This is a genomic window from Enterococcus sp. 3G6_DIV0642 (genome assembly GCF_002140635.1).
GTDB lineage: Bacteria > Bacillota > Bacilli > Lactobacillales > Enterococcaceae > Enterococcus_D > Enterococcus_D casseliflavus.
On sequence record NZ_NGLH01000001.1, the window covers coordinates 349,286 to 369,689 of the forward strand.

The 20,404-nt window shown below is 45.0% G+C and carries 21 protein-coding genes; 14 read left to right on the forward strand and 7 right to left on the reverse strand.

What is annotated here, in order from left to right:
• Positions 1-29 precede the first annotated feature (29 nt).
• The gene (gshAB, locus tag A5878_RS01760) at positions 30-2,294 is read left to right on the forward strand and encodes a bifunctional glutamate--cysteine ligase GshA/glutathione synthetase GshB (RefSeq protein WP_086294434.1); all 2,265 of its coding nucleotides are present in this window, start codon (positions 30-32) and stop codon (positions 2,292-2,294) included.
• A 70-nt stretch (positions 2,295-2,364) separates the two neighbouring features.
• On the opposite strand, the gene A5878_RS01765 is transcribed toward gshAB, so the two are convergent.
• Together A5878_RS01765 and A5878_RS01770 are read right to left on the reverse strand one after the other, a co-directional pair.
• Positions 2,365-2,784 (reverse strand): hypothetical protein, encoded by a 420-nt coding sequence (locus A5878_RS01765; RefSeq protein ID WP_086294435.1) that lies wholly within the window; start codon positions 2,782-2,784, stop codon positions 2,365-2,367.
• 14 nt (positions 2,785-2,798) lie between these two features.
• Positions 2,799-3,251: a YueI family protein gene (locus tag A5878_RS01770; protein ID WP_010748630.1), complete on the reverse strand. Its 453-nt coding sequence runs from the start codon at positions 3,249-3,251 to the stop codon at positions 2,799-2,801.
• 107 nt (positions 3,252-3,358) lie between these two features.
• Between A5878_RS01770 and A5878_RS01775 the strand changes: the two genes are divergently transcribed.
• From A5878_RS01775 to A5878_RS01800, 6 genes are all read left to right on the forward strand, one after another.
• On the forward strand, positions 3,359-3,928 hold the full coding sequence (locus A5878_RS01775) for a GNAT family N-acetyltransferase (RefSeq protein ID WP_005227144.1): 570 nt from the start codon (positions 3,359-3,361) through the stop codon (positions 3,926-3,928).
• A 15-nt stretch (positions 3,929-3,943) separates the two neighbouring features.
• A complete protein-coding gene (locus A5878_RS01780; RefSeq protein ID WP_074535383.1) occupies positions 3,944-4,321 on the forward strand; it encodes an iron-sulfur cluster biosynthesis family protein in 378 nt (125 codons plus the stop codon).
• 1 nt (position 4,322) lies between these two features.
• The gene (locus A5878_RS01785; protein ID WP_074535382.1) at positions 4,323-5,216 is read left to right on the forward strand and encodes a metallophosphoesterase; all 894 of its coding nucleotides are present in this window, start codon (positions 4,323-4,325) and stop codon (positions 5,214-5,216) included.
• A gap of 85 nt (positions 5,217-5,301) precedes the next feature.
• On the forward strand, positions 5,302-5,523 hold the full coding sequence (locus A5878_RS01790; RefSeq protein ID WP_005227147.1) for a DUF2829 domain-containing protein: 222 nt from the start codon (positions 5,302-5,304) through the stop codon (positions 5,521-5,523).
• Positions 5,520-6,269, forward strand: coding sequence for a 3-oxoacyl-ACP reductase (locus tag A5878_RS01795; RefSeq protein ID WP_086294436.1), 750 nt, complete (start codon positions 5,520-5,522; stop codon positions 6,267-6,269). Before A5878_RS01790 ends, A5878_RS01795 begins: the two co-directional genes overlap by 4 nt.
• A 30-nt stretch (positions 6,270-6,299) precedes the next feature.
• Entirely contained in the window at positions 6,300-6,866 is a 567-nt protein-coding gene (locus A5878_RS01800; RefSeq protein ID WP_086294437.1) for a nucleotidyltransferase family protein, read from the forward strand.
• A 91-nt stretch (positions 6,867-6,957) separates the two neighbouring features.
• On the opposite strand, the gene A5878_RS01805 is transcribed toward A5878_RS01800, so the two are convergent.
• The 4 genes from A5878_RS01805 to acnA all read right to left on the reverse strand — a co-directional run bounded on the left by A5878_RS01805 (position 6,958) and on the right by acnA (position 12,501).
• Positions 6,958-7,497, reverse strand: a complete 540-nt coding sequence (locus A5878_RS01805) for a biotin transporter BioY (RefSeq protein ID WP_005227150.1) — start codon at positions 7,495-7,497, stop codon at positions 6,958-6,960.
• A gap of 105 nt (positions 7,498-7,602) precedes the next feature.
• The gene (locus A5878_RS01810; RefSeq protein ID WP_086294438.1) at positions 7,603-8,457 is read right to left on the reverse strand and encodes a helix-turn-helix domain-containing protein; all 855 of its coding nucleotides are present in this window, start codon (positions 8,455-8,457) and stop codon (positions 7,603-7,605) included.
• A 104-nt stretch (positions 8,458-8,561) separates the two neighbouring features.
• Positions 8,562-9,812 carry an NADP-dependent isocitrate dehydrogenase gene (gene icd / locus A5878_RS01815; protein ID WP_086294439.1) on the reverse strand — a complete coding sequence of 417 codons (1,251 nt, stop codon included), beginning with the start codon at positions 9,810-9,812 and terminating at the stop codon, positions 8,562-8,564.
• Positions 9,805-12,501 (reverse strand): aconitate hydratase AcnA, encoded by a 2,697-nt coding sequence (gene acnA / locus A5878_RS01820; RefSeq protein WP_086294440.1) that lies wholly within the window; start codon positions 12,499-12,501, stop codon positions 9,805-9,807. Before acnA ends, icd begins: the two co-directional genes overlap by 8 nt.
• A 235-nt stretch (positions 12,502-12,736) precedes the next feature.
• Between acnA and A5878_RS01825 the strand changes: the two genes are divergently transcribed.
• The 4 genes from A5878_RS01825 (at position 12,737) to spx (ending at position 16,943) form a co-directional block, all read left to right on the forward strand.
• Positions 12,737-14,098 carry a citrate/2-methylcitrate synthase gene (locus tag A5878_RS01825; protein ID WP_010748638.1) on the forward strand — a complete coding sequence of 454 codons (1,362 nt, stop codon included), beginning with the start codon at positions 12,737-12,739 and terminating at the stop codon, positions 14,096-14,098.
• A gap of 233 nt (positions 14,099-14,331) precedes the next feature.
• A complete protein-coding gene (locus tag A5878_RS01830; RefSeq protein ID WP_256925754.1) occupies positions 14,332-15,753 on the forward strand; it encodes a peptidoglycan DD-metalloendopeptidase family protein in 1,422 nt (473 codons plus the stop codon).
• A gap of 288 nt (positions 15,754-16,041) precedes the next feature.
• Positions 16,042-16,443: an Asp23/Gls24 family envelope stress response protein gene (locus A5878_RS01835; protein ID WP_005227156.1), complete on the forward strand. Its 402-nt coding sequence runs from the start codon at positions 16,042-16,044 to the stop codon at positions 16,441-16,443.
• A gap of 50 nt (positions 16,444-16,493) precedes the next feature.
• Entirely contained in the window at positions 16,494-16,943 is a 450-nt protein-coding gene (gene spx, locus A5878_RS01840) for a transcriptional regulator Spx (protein ID WP_010748641.1), read from the forward strand.
• Positions 16,944-17,089: 146 nt separating this feature from the next.
• On the opposite strand, the gene rpsD is transcribed toward spx, so the two are convergent.
• On the reverse strand, positions 17,090-17,701 hold the full coding sequence (gene rpsD, locus A5878_RS01845) for a 30S ribosomal protein S4 (protein WP_005227158.1): 612 nt from the start codon (positions 17,699-17,701) through the stop codon (positions 17,090-17,092).
• 367 nt (positions 17,702-18,068) lie between these two features.
• On the opposite strand from rpsD, the gene A5878_RS01850 reads away from it, so the two are divergent.
• The 3 genes from A5878_RS01850 to A5878_RS01860 all read left to right on the forward strand — a co-directional run bounded on the left by A5878_RS01850 (position 18,069) and on the right by A5878_RS01860 (position 20,401).
• Complete coding sequence (locus A5878_RS01850; RefSeq protein WP_005227159.1) at positions 18,069-18,866, forward strand: formate/nitrite transporter family protein; 798 nt, start codon at positions 18,069-18,071, stop codon at positions 18,864-18,866.
• Positions 18,867-19,083: 217 nt separating this feature from the next.
• Entirely contained in the window at positions 19,084-19,860 is a 777-nt protein-coding gene (locus A5878_RS01855; protein ID WP_086294441.1) for a Cof-type HAD-IIB family hydrolase, read from the forward strand.
• A 118-nt stretch (positions 19,861-19,978) separates the two neighbouring features.
• Complete coding sequence (locus tag A5878_RS01860; protein WP_008376307.1) at positions 19,979-20,401, forward strand: methylglyoxal synthase; 423 nt, start codon at positions 19,979-19,981, stop codon at positions 20,399-20,401.
• The last annotated feature ends 3 nt before the right edge of the window (positions 20,402-20,404 follow it).

A 20,404-nucleotide genomic window follows, 5' to 3' on the forward strand; every position in this document is an offset into this window, starting at 1 on the left:
ATTAGTAGAAGAACATAGAGGGCAGTCGAATGAAAATAAAAACATTGTTATCACATAAAGAGCTTTTTCCCTATTTATTGAAAGGACGCTACGGGATTGAGCGTGAAGCGCAGCGGGTGCGGCTCGATGGGACGTTTGCAGGTACCGATCATCCTAAAACGTTAGGCAATCGACGCTTCCATCCGTATATCCAAACGGATTTTTCCGAAAACCAACTAGAACTGATTACGCCCGTCGCTGATTCCGTGGATGAATTGTTCCGTTTTTTAGGGGCTATTCATGATGTGGCGTATCGTTCGATGTCAGCAGAAGAAATGCTCTGGCCATTGAGTATGCCGCCGGCTTTACCAGAAAAAGAAGAAGACATCGTCATTGCTAAATTAGACCAATTTGAAGATGTGCTCTACCGCCGCTATTTAGCCAAAACATATGGTCGCCGCAAGCAAATGGTCAGTGGGATTCATTTCAATTTCGAATTTGCGGAAGACTTTTTGCAGCAGCTGTATGCTTTGTCTGAAACGAAGGAAAGCTTCCAGACGTTTAAAACGGCACTTTATTTGAAAGTAACTCGCAATTATTTGCACTATCGCTGGTTTTTGACGTATTTCTTTGGGGCGACTCCTGCTTCAGAAGCCAATTATTTTACGACAGAAAACGGACCGCAAGAACCAGTCCGTAGTATTCGCAATAGCCGCTATGGGTACACGAATCACGAAGACGTCAAGGTATCTTACGCTTCGTTAGAGACCTATCTTGCAGATATTGCCAACTTAGTGGAGACGGGAAAGCTTTCAGAAGAAAAAGAATTTTATGCGCCAGTGCGTCTACGTGGGGGAAAACGGGTCGCAGATTTAGCCTCAGCGGGTATCCGTTATATTGAGTTAAGAAATATTGACATCGATCCCTTTGCCCGCTATGGGATTTCCAAAGAGCAAGTCGCATTCTTGCATTTCTTCTTATTGTTTTTAAGTACAAAAGAAGAAGGCAGCGATGCGGATGCGTGGATCGAAGAGGGCAATCAGAAAAATGATCAGGTCGCATTAGAACATCCGCTTGCACCTTTGACTTATCAGCAAGAAGCGCAAGCGCTGATTACTGAAATGATGGACTTTGCCCAAGCCCTTGAGCTGCCGCATCCACCATTTTTGGATCAGCTTTCAGAAATGCTGGCTGAACCAGAAAGAACCTTCGCGGGACGTCTTTTCTCAGCAAGTCAAGCAACCAGTCAAGCGCAGACAGCAACATTGCTGGGACAAAAGTATCATCAAGCTGCTTGGGAAAAACCGTATCAATTAGCTGGCTTTCGAGCAATGGAATTGTCGACCCAGATTCTCTTGTTTGATGCGATCCAAAAAGGAATCGAAGTGACGGTACTGGATGAAACGGATCAATTCTTGAAATTAGCCGTGAAAGACCACATCGAATATGTTAAAAATGCCAATATGACCAGTAAGGATCAGTACATCGTCCCATTGATCATGGCGAATAAAACGGTCACTAAAAAAATCTTAGCCGAAAATGGCTTTCATGTACCAGGTGGTGCTGAATTCGCTTCGGCAGAAGAAGCGATCGCGTTTTATCCTCAGATCGCCCACAGCGGGTTTGTGGTAAAACCGAAAACCACCAATTATGGGATCGGTATCTCGATTTTCAAAGAAGGTGCCTCTTTAGCGGATTATCAAGCGGCGGTCGCCATTGCCTTTGCGGAAGATGATTCGATCCTCGTTGAGACTTTTTTGTCAGGGACGGAATATCGGTTCTTCGTGATCGATGGGCGAGTCGATGCGATTTTACTACGTATCCCTGCCAATGTCGTGGGTGACGGCAAGCGCACGATCACGGAACTCGTCGCAGAGAAAAATCTCGATCCATTGCGCGGCACCCATCATCGGACCCCATTAGAGCTGATCCAATTAGGGGAACTGGAACAACTGATGTTAAAAGAGCAAGGGTATCAAGTGGATTCAGTACCCGAAGAGGGGCAGATCGTTTATTTGCGAGAAAACTCGAATATCAGTACTGGCGGTGATTCTATCGATGTGACGGATGACTTCAACGATGATTACAAACAAGTAGCAGTCGATGCGGTAGCCGCATTACAAGCATCTATCAGCGGAATCGATCTGATTATTCCAGATAAAACCAAGCCAGCCAATGAACCGGGGGCTTATGGAATCATTGAAGCCAATTTCAACCCAGCGATGCATATGCACGTTTATCCATACAGCGGGAAAGGCCGACGCTTAACTATGTCTGTTTTACGACTGTTGTTCCCTGAAGTCTTCGAGAGCTGATGGAAGTACAAAAAGCAAAGAACTGCACACTTTGGAAGGAGAGTTCCTTTCAAAGTGTGCAGTTTTTTTATTAGGATTCAAAAGCAGCGATTTCAATCGTTTGTTTTGTTTCTTCCACCTTGAGACCCGTTCGGGCTTCCCACCATTGTTTCATTTCTTTTTCATACGTGGTAGGAAAACGTTGGATCAAGGTCAATAACGGTACGCCTTGAATCGAGGCGTAGGGAAAGTTTAAAACCAGATTGTACTTTAGTTCCGACAGGAGGCTATAATATTGAAACATCATAAAGTTCATTTCATTCTTATCCTCCAGCAGGAGTACTTTCGGAGCGCGATCCAGCATAAAACCCAAGCTGCGCATCATGAACAATACGCCATCTAGATGGCTGAATTCGATCGTGGGTGCCGTTTTTAACAAATCGATATGCAGATCCAAAGCATCAAGCAGTTCTTTCTTTAATGAAAGGTAGGGCGGTGTTGATTGTTCCATGATAGTTCCTCCTTTTAATGGAAAAGACGTTTCCAAAATGACGTTTTCTCTGGTTGTTCCTGCTCTTTATCCGATGGAGCGGCAGCTGCAGGGAATTTTTTTTCGATATCGATGACGTCTTCATTGACGGCTTCTTTCCCAGCAATCAGCAAGCCGATACTGTCTGGACCGGCATCTTGGGCATCGGAGACGATCCGAAATTCCATCTGTTGCTTGGTCAGTAAAGTGATGTAATCGGTCTGGATCGATTCTGGCAATTTTCCATTAAGCAGCACGAGCGCTCCTTGATAATCTGGTAAGGCGTTCAAGAGCGTTTTCTGGTTGTCCTTCTTCTTCATTTCTGTTACTGTCATACTAAGATAACACCGTTCACGAAACGTGCCTAAATACTTGCGCTGTTCATCTGGGTTGACGCGAGGCGTCCCATACATTCCTGTATCAAGGCGTTTTTCTAATTCGTCTGACATTGAAGTATCCTCCTCAAAGCGTTTACTTATGCTTATTATAGCATATCCAGCAAATAGCAAAAGAGGGGTGCGATCGTGAGAGAGTATTGACAGAAAGTAGGGATCCTATGACAACAAAAGAACGACATTTGCTATTGTTAGCAGAAAATCAACGGTTGGAGACACCGAGGCTGCTCTTGCGTCCTGTTTCCTTGGCAGATGCAGCGGACATGTTTGCCTATGCAAATGATGAAGAAACGACGACCTTCGTCTTTGCTAGACATGGGTCGGTTGAAGAAACAAAACTACGCATCGCCGAGTATTTTGTTGCTGCACCCTTAGGAAAATTTGCGATCGAAGAAAAAGACTCAGGAAAAATGATCGGGACCATCGATTTGCGGGTAGAATCAGAAAAAGAGATCGCTGAGCTCGGTTATACATTGAGTCGCGATTATTGGGGGCAAGGGATTATGCCAGAAGCGGCAATGGCACTGCTGCATTTCGGTTTTGAAACACTCGAATTGATTCGAATTTTTGCTCGACATGATGCCCGAAATCCCAAGTCTGGACGGGTCATGGAGAAAATTGGGATGAAATTGGAAGCAACGATCCCAGCTGCCCGCAAATCGGGTGAAGAAATCATCGATGAAGTCACGCGTGGCATCACCCTGGAGGAATGGAAAAAACGTATCATGTAAAGGAGGGCTCTCGTCATGGAACTGAACATTGAGCCAGCAGCAATTGAAAAAATAACCCCTTATGTGCAGCCAGGTGATCGTCTCTACTTGGATTTTGAAGACGGCGTTGGTCCGTTTCCTGCAACGGAGATCACCTGCCGTTTGGACATCCATTTTCGCCTGATCATCGTGCCGCAAAGCTATCCAGAAGAAGGATTGGCGATCTACGACACCCCTTTAACGACACCCTTAGGCACGATTTGGTTGAAGCAAGGGGCTCAGGTGTATTTAGAAGAACAGACTCGGATGCAGGTGGAACCGACCTATCAACGGTTGCAATTGGTGGGAAATAGCGGGATCTTAGCTAACGATGTCCAATTGTTACGGATCGAAAAGCAGACGGCGGGCCGCTGAGATGGGCACGCTGGCGGTTATTAGCGACTTGCACGTCGATATCAACCAATTATTTGATCCCCATCTGCAGCTGATCGCTGATTATTTGCAGCAAAATCAGGTGACCCATCTGCATCTGGCAGGAGATGTGGCGAATAAAAAACAACGGCTATTAGACGTGGTCGCATTTTTTCAAAGTCGACAGGTGCCAACGACCTTTCACTGGGGCAATCATGAAATGGTGGACTTGACGGAACAAGAGATCGAGGCTTTCGATGATCCCGCCTTTCTTAATTTTCAGACGTATCGCTTATCAGAAAAAACACTGCTGTTGGGAATCAATGGCTGGTATGACTACCAATATTCTGATCTGACCAGTGAAGCTGAGATCTTGCGGCTGAAAAATTTGTTTTGGTATGACCGCATGATTCAACGAAAGGGATCGGACAAGGAGATCAGCCAAGCCATCAATGAGCGTTTAGCGGAAACATTGGCCCATTTGCCGCAAGACCAAGAAATTCTTCTTTCTACGCATTTTGTGCCCCAAGAAGCGTTTATTGTGCGGCAGACCGGCAAGTACGCCCGCTGGAACCACCTAAATGCGTTTTTGGGGACGCCTGATTTTGGCGCAGTGATCGATCAGTACGCCAATGTGCGGGCAGTCGTCTTTGGGCATACCCATCGACGCTTTGAGAAAAAAGAACTTGCGGGAACCAGCTACTATTGCCGTCCCTTCGGCTACTATTATGAATGGCAGTTGACCCGACGCTTCGTTTTGGAAAATCACTTAGCAGAAGCATATTCTCCAACGAAAGTTCGGACGCTGCTGCGAAACCATCATGAGGCATTTGAGGACTATAAAACGGCGCATCTTGTAGAGGAATTGGCGCAAGCGATCACGCTGCTGCCGTATTAGCGCAGCAAACGAGTCCTGCTTGTTTTCGTGATTGAATTTCCAAGCAATTTAAACCATTAGAAGAAACACGCAAAGGAGAAAAATCATGACATTTGAAGAAATCTTACCAGAATTAAAAGCCGGCAAAAAAATCATTCGTGAAGGTTGGGGCGGCTTTGAACTTTATGTGACATTCGTTGAAGGCGAAGTGTACGACAATGCCCCAGTCACCCCTTACTTTTTGATCAAAACAGCAGATGAGGGATTCTCGAGTTTCGCACCGACTGTTTGCGACATTCTTGCGGAAGATTGGAAAATCGTGGAATGACGGCAGCGTGGATCGATGACAAAACGATTGTGTTTGTCACAGGGGCTGCTTCAGGCATCGGTAAAGCGCAAGCAGAGGCGTTTCTTGCAGAAGGCGCTCAAGTATTTGGTGTTGACTGCCAATCGTTTCCTGATTCGCTTTTAGCCCAGCCCCGCTTTTTCGGCACATGTTGTGACTTAGCGGTGAAAGAAAATTGTCTTGCAGCGGTCCAAGCTTGTGTGACGCACTTTGGCGGTATCACAGTCTTGTTAAATACAGCAGGAAAGCTTGACGGCTATCGTACGATCGCTGAGACGACGTCAATGGAGTGGGAGGAGATATTTCAAACCAATGTCTCCAGCATGTTTTATTTAACGAAAGAAATTTTGCCGCTGATGCAAGCCAATGGCGGCGGAACGATCATCAATATGGCGTCGATCGCTGGAATGGTCGCAGGTGGGGGCGGGATCGCCTATACAACCGCAAAACACGCAATCGTCGGGTTTACCAAACAGTTGGCATTGGATGTTGCAGATCAAGGGATCTCGGTGAAGGGCATCGCGCCAGGTGCGATTCAAACGCCGATGAATGCGGCTGATTTTGCCGGTGACGGAAAAATGGCGCAATGGGTAGCAGAAGAGACGCCAGTCAAGCGTTGGGCGCAACCAGAAGAAGTTGCAGCACTGACCCTTTTTCTAGCCAGTCCGCAAGCTAGTTACTTGCAGGGGGCGATCGTGCCCATCGACGGTGGTTGGACCTTGAAATAACTAGCCTGAACCCATTAGAGGAGGACGCCAATGAAGGAACAAGCGATCCAGAACTTGTTTGCAAAAAATCGTGAATGTCGACAACTGCTTACGATCATTGAAGCGCTGCAGCTGTCGGATTGCTGGCTGTGTGCTGGGTACCTGCGGAATTATTTATGGGGTTTTCTCAGTGGAAAAATAGCGGAGGTGCCAATAACCGATATTGATGTCGTGTTTTATGATCCGACTGTAAGCATAGAAGAAACAGCAGCGATCGAAGCGCAACTGCGTCGTTCGTTTCCCGAATTTCCTTGGGAGGTTCGAAACCAAGCGTTGATGCACCAACATAATTTTGCCGAGGAGCCGCCTTATACAAGTACCTTCGATGCTTTAACGAAGTTTCCAGAGCGTTGTACAGCGGTAGCGGCACGAATGAATCAAGGCAAGCTTGAATTGATGGCGCCTTTTGGCTGGCAGGATATTTGCAGTTTTCGGGTGCGACCAACACCGCATTTCGCCCAAAATGAACAGTATCTTGCGGTTTATCGACAACGCCAAGTGATGAAGCAGTGGCAGAAAGTTTGGCCGCAGTTGTTGATTGAAGAGATCGACAACTAAAAAAGAACACTCGCGTGATGCGGCGATTTCCAGAAGTTAGACGAAAAAGCTAACTGATGGAAATCGCTGCATATGACGCGAGTGTTTTTTATTAACGTAAAGCCAATGGTTGCGCCAAGCGGTTTCTTAAAAAGATACCTAGATAAGCTGCGGCAACGGCTTTGATGATCCCAGGGATAATAAACAGAACAAAGCCACCGTTAAAGGCAGCCGGCCATGCCATGCCCGTGCTCCATTTCAGCCATAATGTACCAAACAACAAAGTTGCCAGCGCACCGACAATATTGCCGATCACTGCTCCTGTGTAGCGGAACGCTGTTTTTTCTACGATCAATCCAGTAAGCAATCCATTAAAGAGGAAGCCGACTAAATAGCCACCAGTTGGTCCTAACAAAACACCGACACCGCTGGAAAAACCAGCGAAAACGGGCAAACCAATCAATCCTAACAGCAAGTAGATGATGATCGCCATCGTTCCTGTTCGCGTGCCGAGGAAAGTCACCGCCAGCCCGATCGCAAAGGTTTGTCCTGTCAATGGGATCAAACCTAATGGAATCGTCAGTTGGGAAAGACCAGCAATAATGATCGCAAATAAAGCGGCATGGATTTGTTCACGTAATGATAGTTTCATCGAATCCTTCTCTCTAATAATAATTTCGTTAACCTAAAATTAATTTATTTGGTTAACGAAATTATAAACGGTGGTTTACCAAAAGTAAAGAAGAATCTTGTTTTTTTAGTGTCCTTTTTTAAAAAGGACAATCAAGTTCTTTGAGGAGAGGAAAGGGGCGATCTCTTCCAGCTCATCTGTTGAGAAGGGCAGTGCTTGAACGAGCCGGCAGATCGTTGCTTCTGTCAGAAACGGCAGCAGTTCTTCGATTTCATCATAAGCCAAGCGTTCTGCTGCGGCAACGTTTGGCTGTTCCAAGGCGGTCAGCAGGAGTTCATCCAGATAAGGCGCAGGTAAAAAGGGCAGCAGTTCTTCAATCTCAGAAAAGCGGAAGTCAGGATTTTCAAGCCAGCCTTTGATTTCTCCCGCCAAAAAGTTGGGGGGTAAAAAGGGCGCCGCCTCTTCCCAAAAAGCCATGGAATAGTGGGTGCCTTTCAAGAGCTCTTCTACTTGTGGCTTTTTCAAAAACGGCAGGAGTTCTTCCAGTACCTCTTCTGGGATATTCTCGGCACCATTTAGCAGGTGCTGCAAGTCTGCGCTGGTCAAATGAGGTGCTAGCCTAGGCAATAAGTCTAGATCTAAAGAAGTTTCTTGAAACGGTTCTTCTTGAATCAATGCTGACAATTCTTGCGGTTTGATCAGTGGAGCTAGTTCGGCGATTTCTTCTGGCTGTGCGGTTCCTGCTTGATAATGTTGCACCGCAGCTGCTGGCTTTCCTAACAGCTCATCGATGGATAGGTCTAAAATCGCTGCTAGCTGCGGCAATTTTTCAATGTCCGGCAGTGAGTTGCCCCGCTCCCAATTACTGACCGCCTGATAGCTGACAAGTAACTGGTCTGCCAAGTTGCTTTGGGTCAGATTTTTTTCTTTGCGTTTGGCAGCGATCTGCTGACCGATTTTTCTCATGTTGAATTCACTCATAAATGAATTCCCCCTTTCATGCTCTAAGTATAGTTTCTCAGAAGGTGGAAACGCAATCAAGCTGTGGTTGAGCAGGCAAATGCCGACTCAATCACAGCTTGAGTTTACGAATGGATGAGCTGAAGGAGGTGTTCACCAAACGCTTGTGTCGTTAAACAGACCGCTTCTGGCATCAACTGCGCGAAGTCGGCAGTGACGTGTTGACTTTGCAAGGCTTGTTCAATGGCTTGTGTTAGGATTTGAGCTGCTTCTGGCCAGTTCAAATGTTCTAATAGCATGCATGCCGATAGCAGCAGTGAACAGGGATTGGCTTTGCCAAGTCCTGCGATATCCGGTGCTGTTCCGTGGGTAGCTTCAAAGATGGCTGCCCCAGTAGCGTAGTTGATATTGGCGCCGGGGGCGATCCCGATGCCGCCGACTTGTGCAGCCAGTGCATCAGAAATGTAGTCGCCGTTCAAATTACAAGTGGCAATGACGTCGAATTTTTCTGGATACAAAAGGATCTGTTGTAAAAAGTTGTCGGCGATCACGTCGTTAACAACGATCTTTCCAGCCGCTTTGGCCGAGGCAAGGGCGGCTTCGGCTGCCTTTGAACCATTTTCTGCTTTGATTTTGTTGTATTGATTCATTGTAAAACACTGGTCGGCGTATGTGGTCTCTGCAAGCTGATAACCCCATTTTTTAAAGCCGCCTTCTGTAAATTTCATGATATTGCCTTTATGCACCAGTGTCACCGTGGGCCGCTTTTGAGCGATCGCATACTCAATGGCAGCAGCGATCAAGCGCTGACTACCTTCTAAAGAGATCGGCTTGATGCCGATAGCGGCAGTTTTAGGAAAACGAATCGCCTTGACGGCAAAGTCTGCTTGCAGTGTCTGGATCAGACGCTGCGTTGCGTCGTCGTCTTTGGCAAATTCGATACCAGCATAAACATCTTCAGTATTTTCTCGAAAGATCACCATATCGGTTTTTTCTGGCTGCTTTAAAGGCGAAGGGACCCCTGTAAAATAGCGAACAGGTCTGACACAGGCATAAAGATCCAGCGTTTGCCGCAAGGTGACATTCAAGGAGCGAAAGCCCTCGCCAATTTGGGTAGTCAACGGTCCTTTTAAGGCGTATTGTTGAGCCTTGATCGTATCGATGGTTGCTTGCGGCAGCCATTCCCCCGTCTGTTCAAAGGCGGCTTCTCCAGCTAAAACTTCCAGCCATTCGATGCGGCGTTGATTGTCATAGGCTTTATTTACAGCGGCATCAATCACAGGTTGCGCAGCCTGCCAAATCTCGGCACCGATGCCGTCTCCTGCAATGTAAGGAATGGTGATCGTCGTTGCTTCATGGGTTGTTTGGTTAGGCATGGGCAGTTCCTCCTAATTCAGCTTTTTTTCGAATGACCATCGGTAAAATTCCTTGATGCTTCCAATAGCGAATATCTGCAGGGGCATCAAAGCGCAGGCGGGTCATAAAGGAGACAGTCCCTCCGTCGATCCGTTGCGCAGTGACTTCGATCAGCTGCTTGACCACTGGCTCTTCTGGCAAAGCGATCGAGAATGTTTCGCTGCCGTTCAAATCAAACGATGCGGCACTTTCACCAGCAAGATATTCAAGCGGAATGATCCCCATCATGACCAAGTTGCTGCGATGGATTCGTTCGAAGCTTTCTGCTAAGACGACTTTAACGCCTAACAATTGTGTTCCTTTGGCGGCCCAGTCGCGAGAAGAACCCATGCCATAATCTTTACCAGCTAAAATGATACAGCTTTGACCAGCTTTTTGGTAATTCATAGCTGCGTCAAATATCGACAGGGTTTCCCCTGTTGGAAAATAATGCGTGACACTGCCAGTACTGCCAGGCACTAGCTGGTTTTGCAGACGGATGTTGCCGAAAGTCCCCCGCATCATAATCTGATGATTGCCGCGTCGCGAACCAAAGGAGTTGAATTCACGATACGGAACTTCTTTTTCTTGTAAAAATTTTCCAGCTGCAGAATCCATACTGATGCTGCCAGCAGGAGAAATATGGTCAGTGGTGACGGAATCACCCAATTTTGCCAAGACTTTCAGATCAGCTAAGACATCTGGTTTAGGCAACTCTTTGGTCAATGTTTCAAAGTAGGGCGGATGAGCGATGTAAGTGGATTGCTCCTCCCATTCATAACATGCGCTCGTGGTGGTTTCGATCGCATTCCAGCGTTCATTGGCATCAAAAAGATGCTCATAGGCAGCGCGAAATGCTTCTGGTCCGACGTACTCTTGAACGTAAGCATTGACTTCTTCATTGCTAGGCCAAATATCAGACAAATACACCGGCTCGTCATTGACGATAGCTAACGGTTCTTTTGTGAGATCTTTGCGAATGCTGCCAGCGATGGCATAGGCAACAACTAATGGCGGTGAAGCCAAATAATTGGCTTTGATCTGTGGATGGATTCTTCCTTCAAAATTTCGATTGCCTGACAGAACCGATGCCACCAGTAGATTTTCTGCCTCAATTGCTTCAGCGACCTGCGCTTCTAAAGGACCTGAATTTCCGATACAGGTGGTACAACCGTAGCCCACCAAATAAAAGCCGAGTTGCTCTAAATACGGCAGCAAACCACTGTTTTGCAAATAGGTGGTCACGATCTGGGAGCCCGGTGCAAGGGAGGTTTTGACCGTACGAGAGACGGTCAGACCTTTTTCAATGGCTTTTTTAGCCAATAAGCCTGCCGAGAGCATGACGAAGGGATTGCTCGTATTCGTACAGCTAGTGATCGCCGCCAAGACGATATCGCCGGTCACTAATTTGTCAGGTGCAGCATCTGGCCAGGTAACGCTGGCTTCTTTTTGCCATTCGTCCTCTGAAAGACCAAAGCCCTTGGGACCGACGGCAGCCGTGACCGATTGTTCAAAATCCTGACGGACTGCTGGAAGCAAAATCCGATCTTGCGGGCGCTTAGGGCCTGCTAATGCTGGCTGAACTTCTGCTAGATCGATGGTGATCGTCTTAGTATAGGTTGGCACGATCGCTTCATCATAAAAGAAATGGTTGGCTTTGGCGTAAGCGGCAACGAGTTCGATCAGCTTGGTGGAGCGACCGGTCGTTGCTAAGTAGTTCAAGGTCTCTTGATCGATCGGACAAAAGCCGCAAGTCGCACCATATTCGGGAGCCATGTTTGCTAACGTTGCTCGATCAGCTAAACTTAAATGACGATAGCCAGGACCGAAGTATTCGACAAATTTTCCGACCACTTTTTCGATCCGCAGCACTTCAGTTACTTTTAGTGCTAAATCGGTGGCGGTGGTACCTGCAGGCATCTCGTTGATAAATTTCACCCCGATGACTTCAGGCGTAGGGAAGAAAGAAGGTTCGCCAAGAATCGCAGCTTCCGCTTCAATACCGCCAACCCCCCAACCGAGAACCCCCAAGCCGTTGATCATCGTGGTGTGAGAATCGGTTCCTTGCAATGTATCAGGAAACAGCAGTCGCTGATCTTCGTGTGTTTTTTGCAAGATTACATCAGATAACGATTCGATGTTGACTTGATGAATGATCCCTGTTTCAGGCGGTACGACTTCGAAATTGTCGAAAGAACCTTGCGCCCATTTCAAGAATTGATAGCGTTCTGCATTGCGTTCAAATTCCCGCTCCGTATTAAAAGCGATCGCCCCAGGAGTACCGGCTTGATCGACTTGCACAGAGTGGTCGACGACGAGTGTGACGGGAATCTCAGGATTGATGTCTTCTGCGGCACCGCCTAAAGCGACCATCGCATCCCGCATGGCAGCCAAATCAACGACTGCGGGTACCCCAGTAAAGTCTTGCAAAACGACCCGCTCTGGTTTGAATGGCACGACACCAGTAGGGGTTTCTGCCTGCCAGTTCGCTAAAAATGGTAAATAATCCTCTGTAATTTCCTCGTCTTGATGACGAGCAACACTTTCCAATAAAACTCGAATGGAGTAGGGCAAGCGAGATAAATCAGCCCCTAAGTCTTGGGTGATTTTCGCTAAGTCAATATACGTGTATTGCGTATCATTGACGGTGAGTTGAGATTGCCACTTCATAAGAATCCTCCTTTTTACGAAGATAAACGTACTTATTAGGAATAATTATACGTTGATAATTTAAAAAATCAATTAAATTTATGAAAAATATTTCATTTTCTAAACATCGTGCTATAATGTGTGAAAGTTTGTTAAAAAGCAACGATTTTATAGGATGACTATTTTAACGATGTTTGTATACGGTTAAATAACATTGTAGTCGATAGTTTGTAGAAAGATTGGAGGTAACATCACCGTGGAAAGATTAGAAAAGAAAGAGAAGATGTCCTATCTTGCATCGCAATGTCAGAAATACAATTTGATAGATGTGAATCTTTATTCAGAATATGATGTGAAACGTGGACTGAGGGATTTAAATGGCACGGGGGTCTTAGCAGGACTTACGACGATCTCCACCATTTATCCAGAAAAAATCATTGCTGGCAAGCCAATTGAAGCTTGTGGCGAGCTGCGTTATCGCGGAATTGACATCAACGAGTTAGTTGCAGGGTTCGTCAATGAAAAACGCTTTGGCTTTGAAGAGGTTGCATATTTATTACTTTTCGGCGAACTGCCAAACAAAACAGAACTTGCGGCCTTTCATTGCCTATTAGCAGAAAAACGTACATTGCCGACCAATTTTGTTCGTGACGTCATTATGAAAGCACCTTCTTCTGATATCATGAATAGCTTATCTCGCAGTATCTTGACACTGGCAAGTTACGATCCACAAGCAGATGACATCAGCATTGAAAATGTATTGGAACAAAGTCTGATGCTGATCAGTGTCTTTCCGCTCTTGGCAATCTACGGCTATCATGCCTACAATCATTACAATCAAGGGGAGAGTATGTATATCCACCGCCCGACCGAAGAGTTGAGTACAGCTGAAACGATTTTGACTATGCTGCGTCCAACGAAAGAATATAGTTTCCAAGAAGCCCAAACATTGGATATGGCACTGGTTTTGCATATGGAACATGGCGGCGGGAATAATTCGACCTTTACGACACGAGTCGTTACCTCCAGTGGGACGGATACCTATTCAACGATTGCTGCAGCGCTAGGTTCTTTGAAAGGGCCTAAACACGGTGGTGCTAATATCAAAGTGACAGAAATGATGGGAGATTTGAAGCGCAACGTTGCTGATCTTACCGATGAACAGGCGATCCGCAGCTATTTGGAAGCAGTCTTAGATAAAGAAGCGTTTGACCGTAAAGGATTGATTTATGGCATGGGCCACGCGGTATACAGCGACAACGATCCCCGTGCGGCGATTTTTAAAAATTATGTGGCAAAACTGGCCCAAGAAAAAGGATCAGAAGCTTGGCAAGAATATCAATTGTATACGATGGTCGAACGTATTGCTCCTCAAGTCATCAATGAAAAGCGCAAAATCTACAAAGGAGTCAGTGCCAATATCGACTTTTTCAGCGGGTTTGTTTATAACATGTTGGATCTGCCAGAAGAACTGTATACACCAATGTTTGCTATCGCGCGGATCGTCGGCTGGTCCGCCCATCGGATCGAAGAGCTGGTCAACGCACAAAAAATCATGCGTCCCGCCTACAAAGAAGTGTCAAACGATCGGGAATATATCGATATAGAGTCAAGATAGATCAAAACAGCAGGGAGGAAGCTCGCTGCTGTTTTTGTTTTGGACACTCGAAAAGAGGGGGATTGAGCTGTTTTTGCGTATTTTTACTAGAGAGCAAATGAATGGCTTGGATCATTCGTTCATTAGAAAAATCAAGTTTTTCTCCTTTTTCATATAGGAATGCAAAAATTGATTACAAAGTTTCTTGCATTTTTTGTATGATAGAGGGAGGAATAAAGGAGGAAAGTTCACGAATGAAAATAAAAAAATGGATGGCGATTGCCATTATTACCAGTCAATTTTCAACAATGCTGCCAGTATCGGCTGCGGCATCTGTTTTGACGAACGAGTCTACTGCAGGTCAAAATACAGCTGAGTCAACGGTTCCGGGAGTGAACGGGCCAACCATGGGCTTGGTCCCTGAAGATGCCGCAACGGTACCAGGAGAAAACGGCGAAGTAGTTCCAGGAGAGTCAACACCTGCTCCTGAACAGCCAACACCAGAACCTTTGCCAGAACCAACCCCGACACCAGAACCAACACCGGAACCAGAAGAGCCGACACCAAATCCTGATCCTGAGCCGAATCCAGAACCAGAACCAACACCTGAGCCGGCGCCAGAACCAGAAGAACCAGAACCAAATCCAGCACCAAATCCAGAACCGGAACCAGAACCAGAGACAACACCAAGCCAGCCTTCGCCTGACATCAAAGAAGTACCGAATGTACCAGAGTTGACGGTAACGCCGCCGCAAGAAGATGAGCCAGCAAAATTTGAAGTCACGCCAGTCAAAGAAACGTGGGACTTTATTATGGAGATTGGTGAAGATGCCCGTAAAGTTGGACAAGAAGAAGATCTTTACGCATCGGTCATGATTGCCCAAGCGATTTTAGAATCTGGCAGCGGAAGAAGCCGTCTGAGCCAAGAGCCTTTTTATAACTTATTTGGTATTAAGGGGCTTTATGAAGGGAATGGGATTTCCTTCCAAACGCAAGAAGACGATGGCTCTGGTAATTTATACACAGTTCATGCCACTTTTCGCCAATATGACAGCATCGAATCTTCTTTGAAAGATTATGCGAAATTGTTGAAAGAAGGATTGGACCACAATCCGAATTTTTATAAAGGTGTTTGGAAATCAGAAACGAAATCTTATGAAGACGCCACGGAATATCTGACCGGACGTTATGCATCAGATACACAATACAATGAGAAGCTGAATGCGCTGATCGAAGCGTATGCCCTGACGAGTTATGACAAAGAGAAACCAGAATTACCGACAGGCAGCGAAAAGATGATCTATCCTGTCAGCAATCCAGTTGTCTCCTCTGTCTTTGGTCCGCGAGGCAATGGGTTTCATCGTGGAGTGGACTTCGCCGCACCACAAGGAACGCCAATCATGGCTAGTCTTTCAGGAACGGTGATCCGCTCAGAATATCATTCTTCATGGGGAAATTATGTTGCCATCGAGCACAAAGATGGGCTGACGACATTGTATGCCCACAATCATCGCAATTTAGTGGAAGTCGGTCAAACGGTCGAACAAGGCGAGGTGATTGCTTCTATGGGAAGTACGGGGAACAGTACAGGCCCGCACTTGCATTTTGAAGTCAGTCTTTCACCAAGTTTAGCGCGACACCAACTGATTGATCCGTTGGAAGTTTTGTCAAAATAACACGAAAAAAAGAGAGCGTTGTAGATGCTTTCTTTTTTTTTTTGTCAAGAAAAACGAATCATTTCAGGAAAATTATGCTTTGAGATTTTTTTAGCGCATTCATTTTATCTTGCACGATAAATTTATTCCGAAAACAAGTGTTTTTCTTTGTAAAAAAAACAAAAAGAATTTATGCTAGAAAGGTAGGGAAAAAAATTCCCAAGAGGAATGTCCACTTTAGACAAGGTCGTGTATGCGACTTTGCGATGTCTCTAGTATCCTTTCTTATTTAACCAAGGAGTGTGAAAAATGACTGACGATCAGCAAACAACGAATGTGTCTAATGAAGCAGCGCAAGCAAGTCCACTGTCCTTTGAAGAGAAAGTCATTGAAACAATTGTTGGTGTCGCTTTGCAGTCAATTGATGGCTTGATTAGTGTAAATGGCAGATTTCTTTCAGATATGACCGAAAACCTTGAAGAACAGCCGCAAGTCGCTTCTGGCATTGATGTGGAAGTTGGCAAAGAAGAGGTTGCAGTTGATTTGGAAGTAATCGTGGCTTACGGCAAAGATATCCCCAAACTCTTTGCGCAAGTCCAAGAAGTGGTCTTAGAAGAAATTAGCCGCTTGACTTCTTTGAAAGTCAAAGAGATCAATATTCGAATCGCCGATATCGTCAAACAGGAAACGATCGATCAAATCGAAGGTTGAGCACCAGACAAAAAATCGAAGTACATTAAAGAGAAAGGAAGAATGAACAAATGATATCACTATATACAACACCCAGCTGTACGTCATGTCGTAAAGCCCGTGCATGGTTGACCGAAAATGAACTACCATTTAAAGAGAGAAACATTTTTAGCGATCCATTAAATAGTGATGAACTAATGGAGATTCTTTCTTTAACGAAAAATGGAACGGAAGACATTATATCTACTCGTTCGAAAGTGTACCAAAAGCTAGACATTGATTTAGAAGAGTTGAAGCTAGAAGAGTTACTTTCATTGATCGAAAAATACCCGAACTTATTGAAACGACCAATTATCTTAGATGAGAACAAGCTCCAAGTGGGGTACAATGAAGAAGACATTCGTAAATTCGTGCCACGAAACTTACGAAAGATCATTTTCAAACGTCGCCAAACAGAGCTGCTCATGTTTAATTATCGCCAAAAGCAAGAAGAAGGCGAATCTGTTGCGAACTTTATCTAAAATAGGAACAAAACCGGCAAATGAATACAGCGATGTATCATTGTCGGTTTTTTTGGTATTTTTTAAGGGTCTTCTTAAAGGATCCGTAAATCCGTTGAGTCCACAAAAAAACACGATTCCAAAAAGGAATCGTGTCGTTTGAAATCTTAAAGTTTTTGGTTGTAGAATTCAACGACTAGTGCTTCGTCAACTTCTGCAGACAATTCATCACGCTCAGGTAAACGAGTTAATGAACCTTCTAATTTTTCGCTGTCAAAGCTTACAAATGACGCGCGGCCAGCTGTTGCTTCAACTGCTTCTTTGATTGTTGAGATGTTTTGTGATTTTTCACGAACGCTGATGACTTGTCCAACTTCAACGTGGTATGAAGGGATATCAACGCGTTTGCCATCAACTAAAACGTGACCGTGGTTTACTAATTGACGTGCTTGACGACGAGTAGTTGCTAAACCTAGACGGTAAACAACGTTATCTAAGCGTTGTTCTAGCAAGATCATGAAGTTAACACCGTGTTTACCTTCTTTGATTTTGCTTGCTTTGATAAACAATGTACGGAATTGACGTTCGTTCATGCCATACATATGACGCAATTTTTGTTTTTCAGTTAATTGCATGCCGTATTCTGATTTTTTGCCACGGCTGTTTGGTCCGTGTTGACCTGGAGCGTATGGGCGACGTGCCAATTCTTTTCCAGTTTCTGATAAAGAAATTCCTAAACGACGAGAAATTTTCCATGATGGTCCTGTATAACGAGACATAATTTAGTTCCTCCAATAAAATAGTTTGGAGTAAAATAATCCGTTGAAAAACTCACATTCGTGCAGTTCGTTCTTCAATCTTCACCTTTGCAGCCGCGGTTACGCAATTGCACCCGAGGGGCAACGAACTGGTGACGAGCTGTTATTTTCCTGCTGCATTATTTTACACAAGGAATAGTATACGACAAACTAGGGGCAAAAGTCAAGATGGAGCTGGCTTTGGATTTGATGAAAACAAAGCTTGAAATTTTTCATTAATTACTTATATTTTCAAATATCTCTTTACAAATCAGCATTTCGTCATTAGAATATGGAAGTATTGTGCAAATTATAACGAAGTAAAATTTTTCATAAAAGGAGTAGAAAAATGAATCCAGTATCCCCATTATTTGAGAAGATCGATTCATCCATAGAAAAGAAAATCGATTTGATCAAGAGTAGTTATTTGCGTTACGCTGTACGTGCGATGATGGCTTGTTTATTCTTGACCCTCGGAACAGCTATTGCTTTTGCGATCGCTATGAAAGGTGAATCAATGGTTCACGGGTTAGGAAAAATTTTGTATGCATTTATGTTTAGCTGGTCTTTAGTCATGATTCTTTATATGAACGCAGAATTAGGAACATCGAATATGTTGTATATGACTGTTGGGGTTTACCGTAAACGTCTAAGTATTCCTTTGGCATTGAAAATTTTGCTTACGTGTGTCTTATTCAACTTGATCGGCGGGGTGATCTTCGGCTCGATCGTTGCGCTAACGGGACCTTTTCAAGGGCTGACCGCAGACAACTTTATGCTGACCTCGATCACTGCAAAATTAGAAAAATCCACTATCCAAATTTTAGTGGAAGCGATGTTCGCTAATATCGTGGTAAACACAGCCGTGTTGGTAAGCATGCGGATGAAAGACGATGCTGGAAAAGTCGCAGCAATCATTTTCATCATCTTTATCTTTGCTTTCTTAGGCTTCGAACACGTCATCGCTAACTTCCCAGCGTTTACCTTAGCTTTCTGGGCTTCAGGCGGACACTTGGCAGGCATGACTGTCGGCAGTGTGATCCATAATTTAGTTTTTGCCTTTATCGGTAACTATATCGGCGGTGGCTTGGTCATGGGACTTGGCTATGCATGGTTGAACAACTCAAAATCGACCTATGTCGACTAATCAGAACCTACAAAAAGAAGCAGCGATGCTTCTTTTTTTCTTTTCTCTAACATTTCTCTAGGAAGAAGCTATCATCCCTTAACGGAGCGTTGAAATCAGCGGTCATTTGTGTTAAGAATAAGTATGTACGGTTTTTCTTGCTGTTTTTTGTAAAAATGACCGCAACCAAGACCAAAATCTTAGTTACTTCTTAATAGAAAGCGAGCCTTAACCTTTTATGAATCGGAAATTCTTTGCCTTTGATATTGATGGAACCTTGCTTGACTCGAACAAACAGCCACTAGACAGTACGCTAAAAGCCCTTGACCTTCTGCGAGATGCTGGCCATTTCGTGACCGTTGCCACTGGGCGCAGTCGTTTTCACGCCCAAGACATTATTCGTTCGTTGTCCTTTGATAATTACATTTTATGTAATGGGGCAGCCGCCTTTCTTTCGCATCAGCAGGTGTATAAAAATTTGCTCGATGAAACGCAATTGGCTGCTTTCGTGGCAGAAGCCCAAGAGCTTGGGATCGATACGGCATTTGTCGGGATGGATACAGCGAAACGAGCGTCTTCGTTGGATATTGCTAAAATGGAAGCAGCGATGCATTCCTTTGGTGCCCAACTTCCTGAGTTGGACATGGACTTTCCTGAAGAAAAAGAAGTCTATCAAGCATTGGCTTTTTACGGAAAAGAGTATGAGCATTTCTTTGACGAGAAATACAGCAAACTGCGTTTTGTACGTTGGCATGAAAACAGTGTGGATGTCGTTCCAAAAGAAGGCTCCAAAGCAGCAACGATCCTGTGTGTCGCAGAACAATTAGGGATAGCACAAGAAGATGTGATCTGTTTTGGTGATGGCCAAAACGATCGTGAAATGCTGACTGCCGCAGGTGTCGGTGTGGCAATGGGCAATGCGGTCCCTGAGATCCAACAAGTCGCAGATATGGTGACTGCTAGCAATGATGAAGATGGCATCTGGTTAGCCTTGAAAAAATTACAACTGATTTAAAAAGGAATCCTTTAGACATAGCACAGTCGATTTGCGGCATCTGTGCTATGTTTTTTTGTTTTTTCTCGGTCGAAAAGAAAATAAATTGGTACAATAGAAAAAAGGGGGAATGCAGCAAATGAAAATCGCATTGATTGCTCATGATCGAAAAAAGGATGTAATGGTAAAATTAGTGACTGCCTATCGAGAAATTTTAGCGCAGCATGAACTTTTCGCAACAGGAACTACGGGGAAGAGGATCGAAGAAGCAACCCAGTTGCCTGTCCACCGCTACAAATCAGGACCACTGGGAGGAGATCAACAAATTGGCGCCATGATTTCGCAAGATGACTTGGACATGGTGATCTTTTTGCGCGATCCTTTAGCCGCACAACCCCATGAACCAGATGTAACGGCATTGATTCGCTTGTCAGACGTGTACGAGATTCCTTTAGCCACCAATATGGGAACGGCAGAGATCTTGCTGCGCGGGTTAGCAGCTGGCTTTGCTGATTTTCGACAAGTGATCCACGAAACGGACAATCGTCCCCTGTCGTTATAAAGA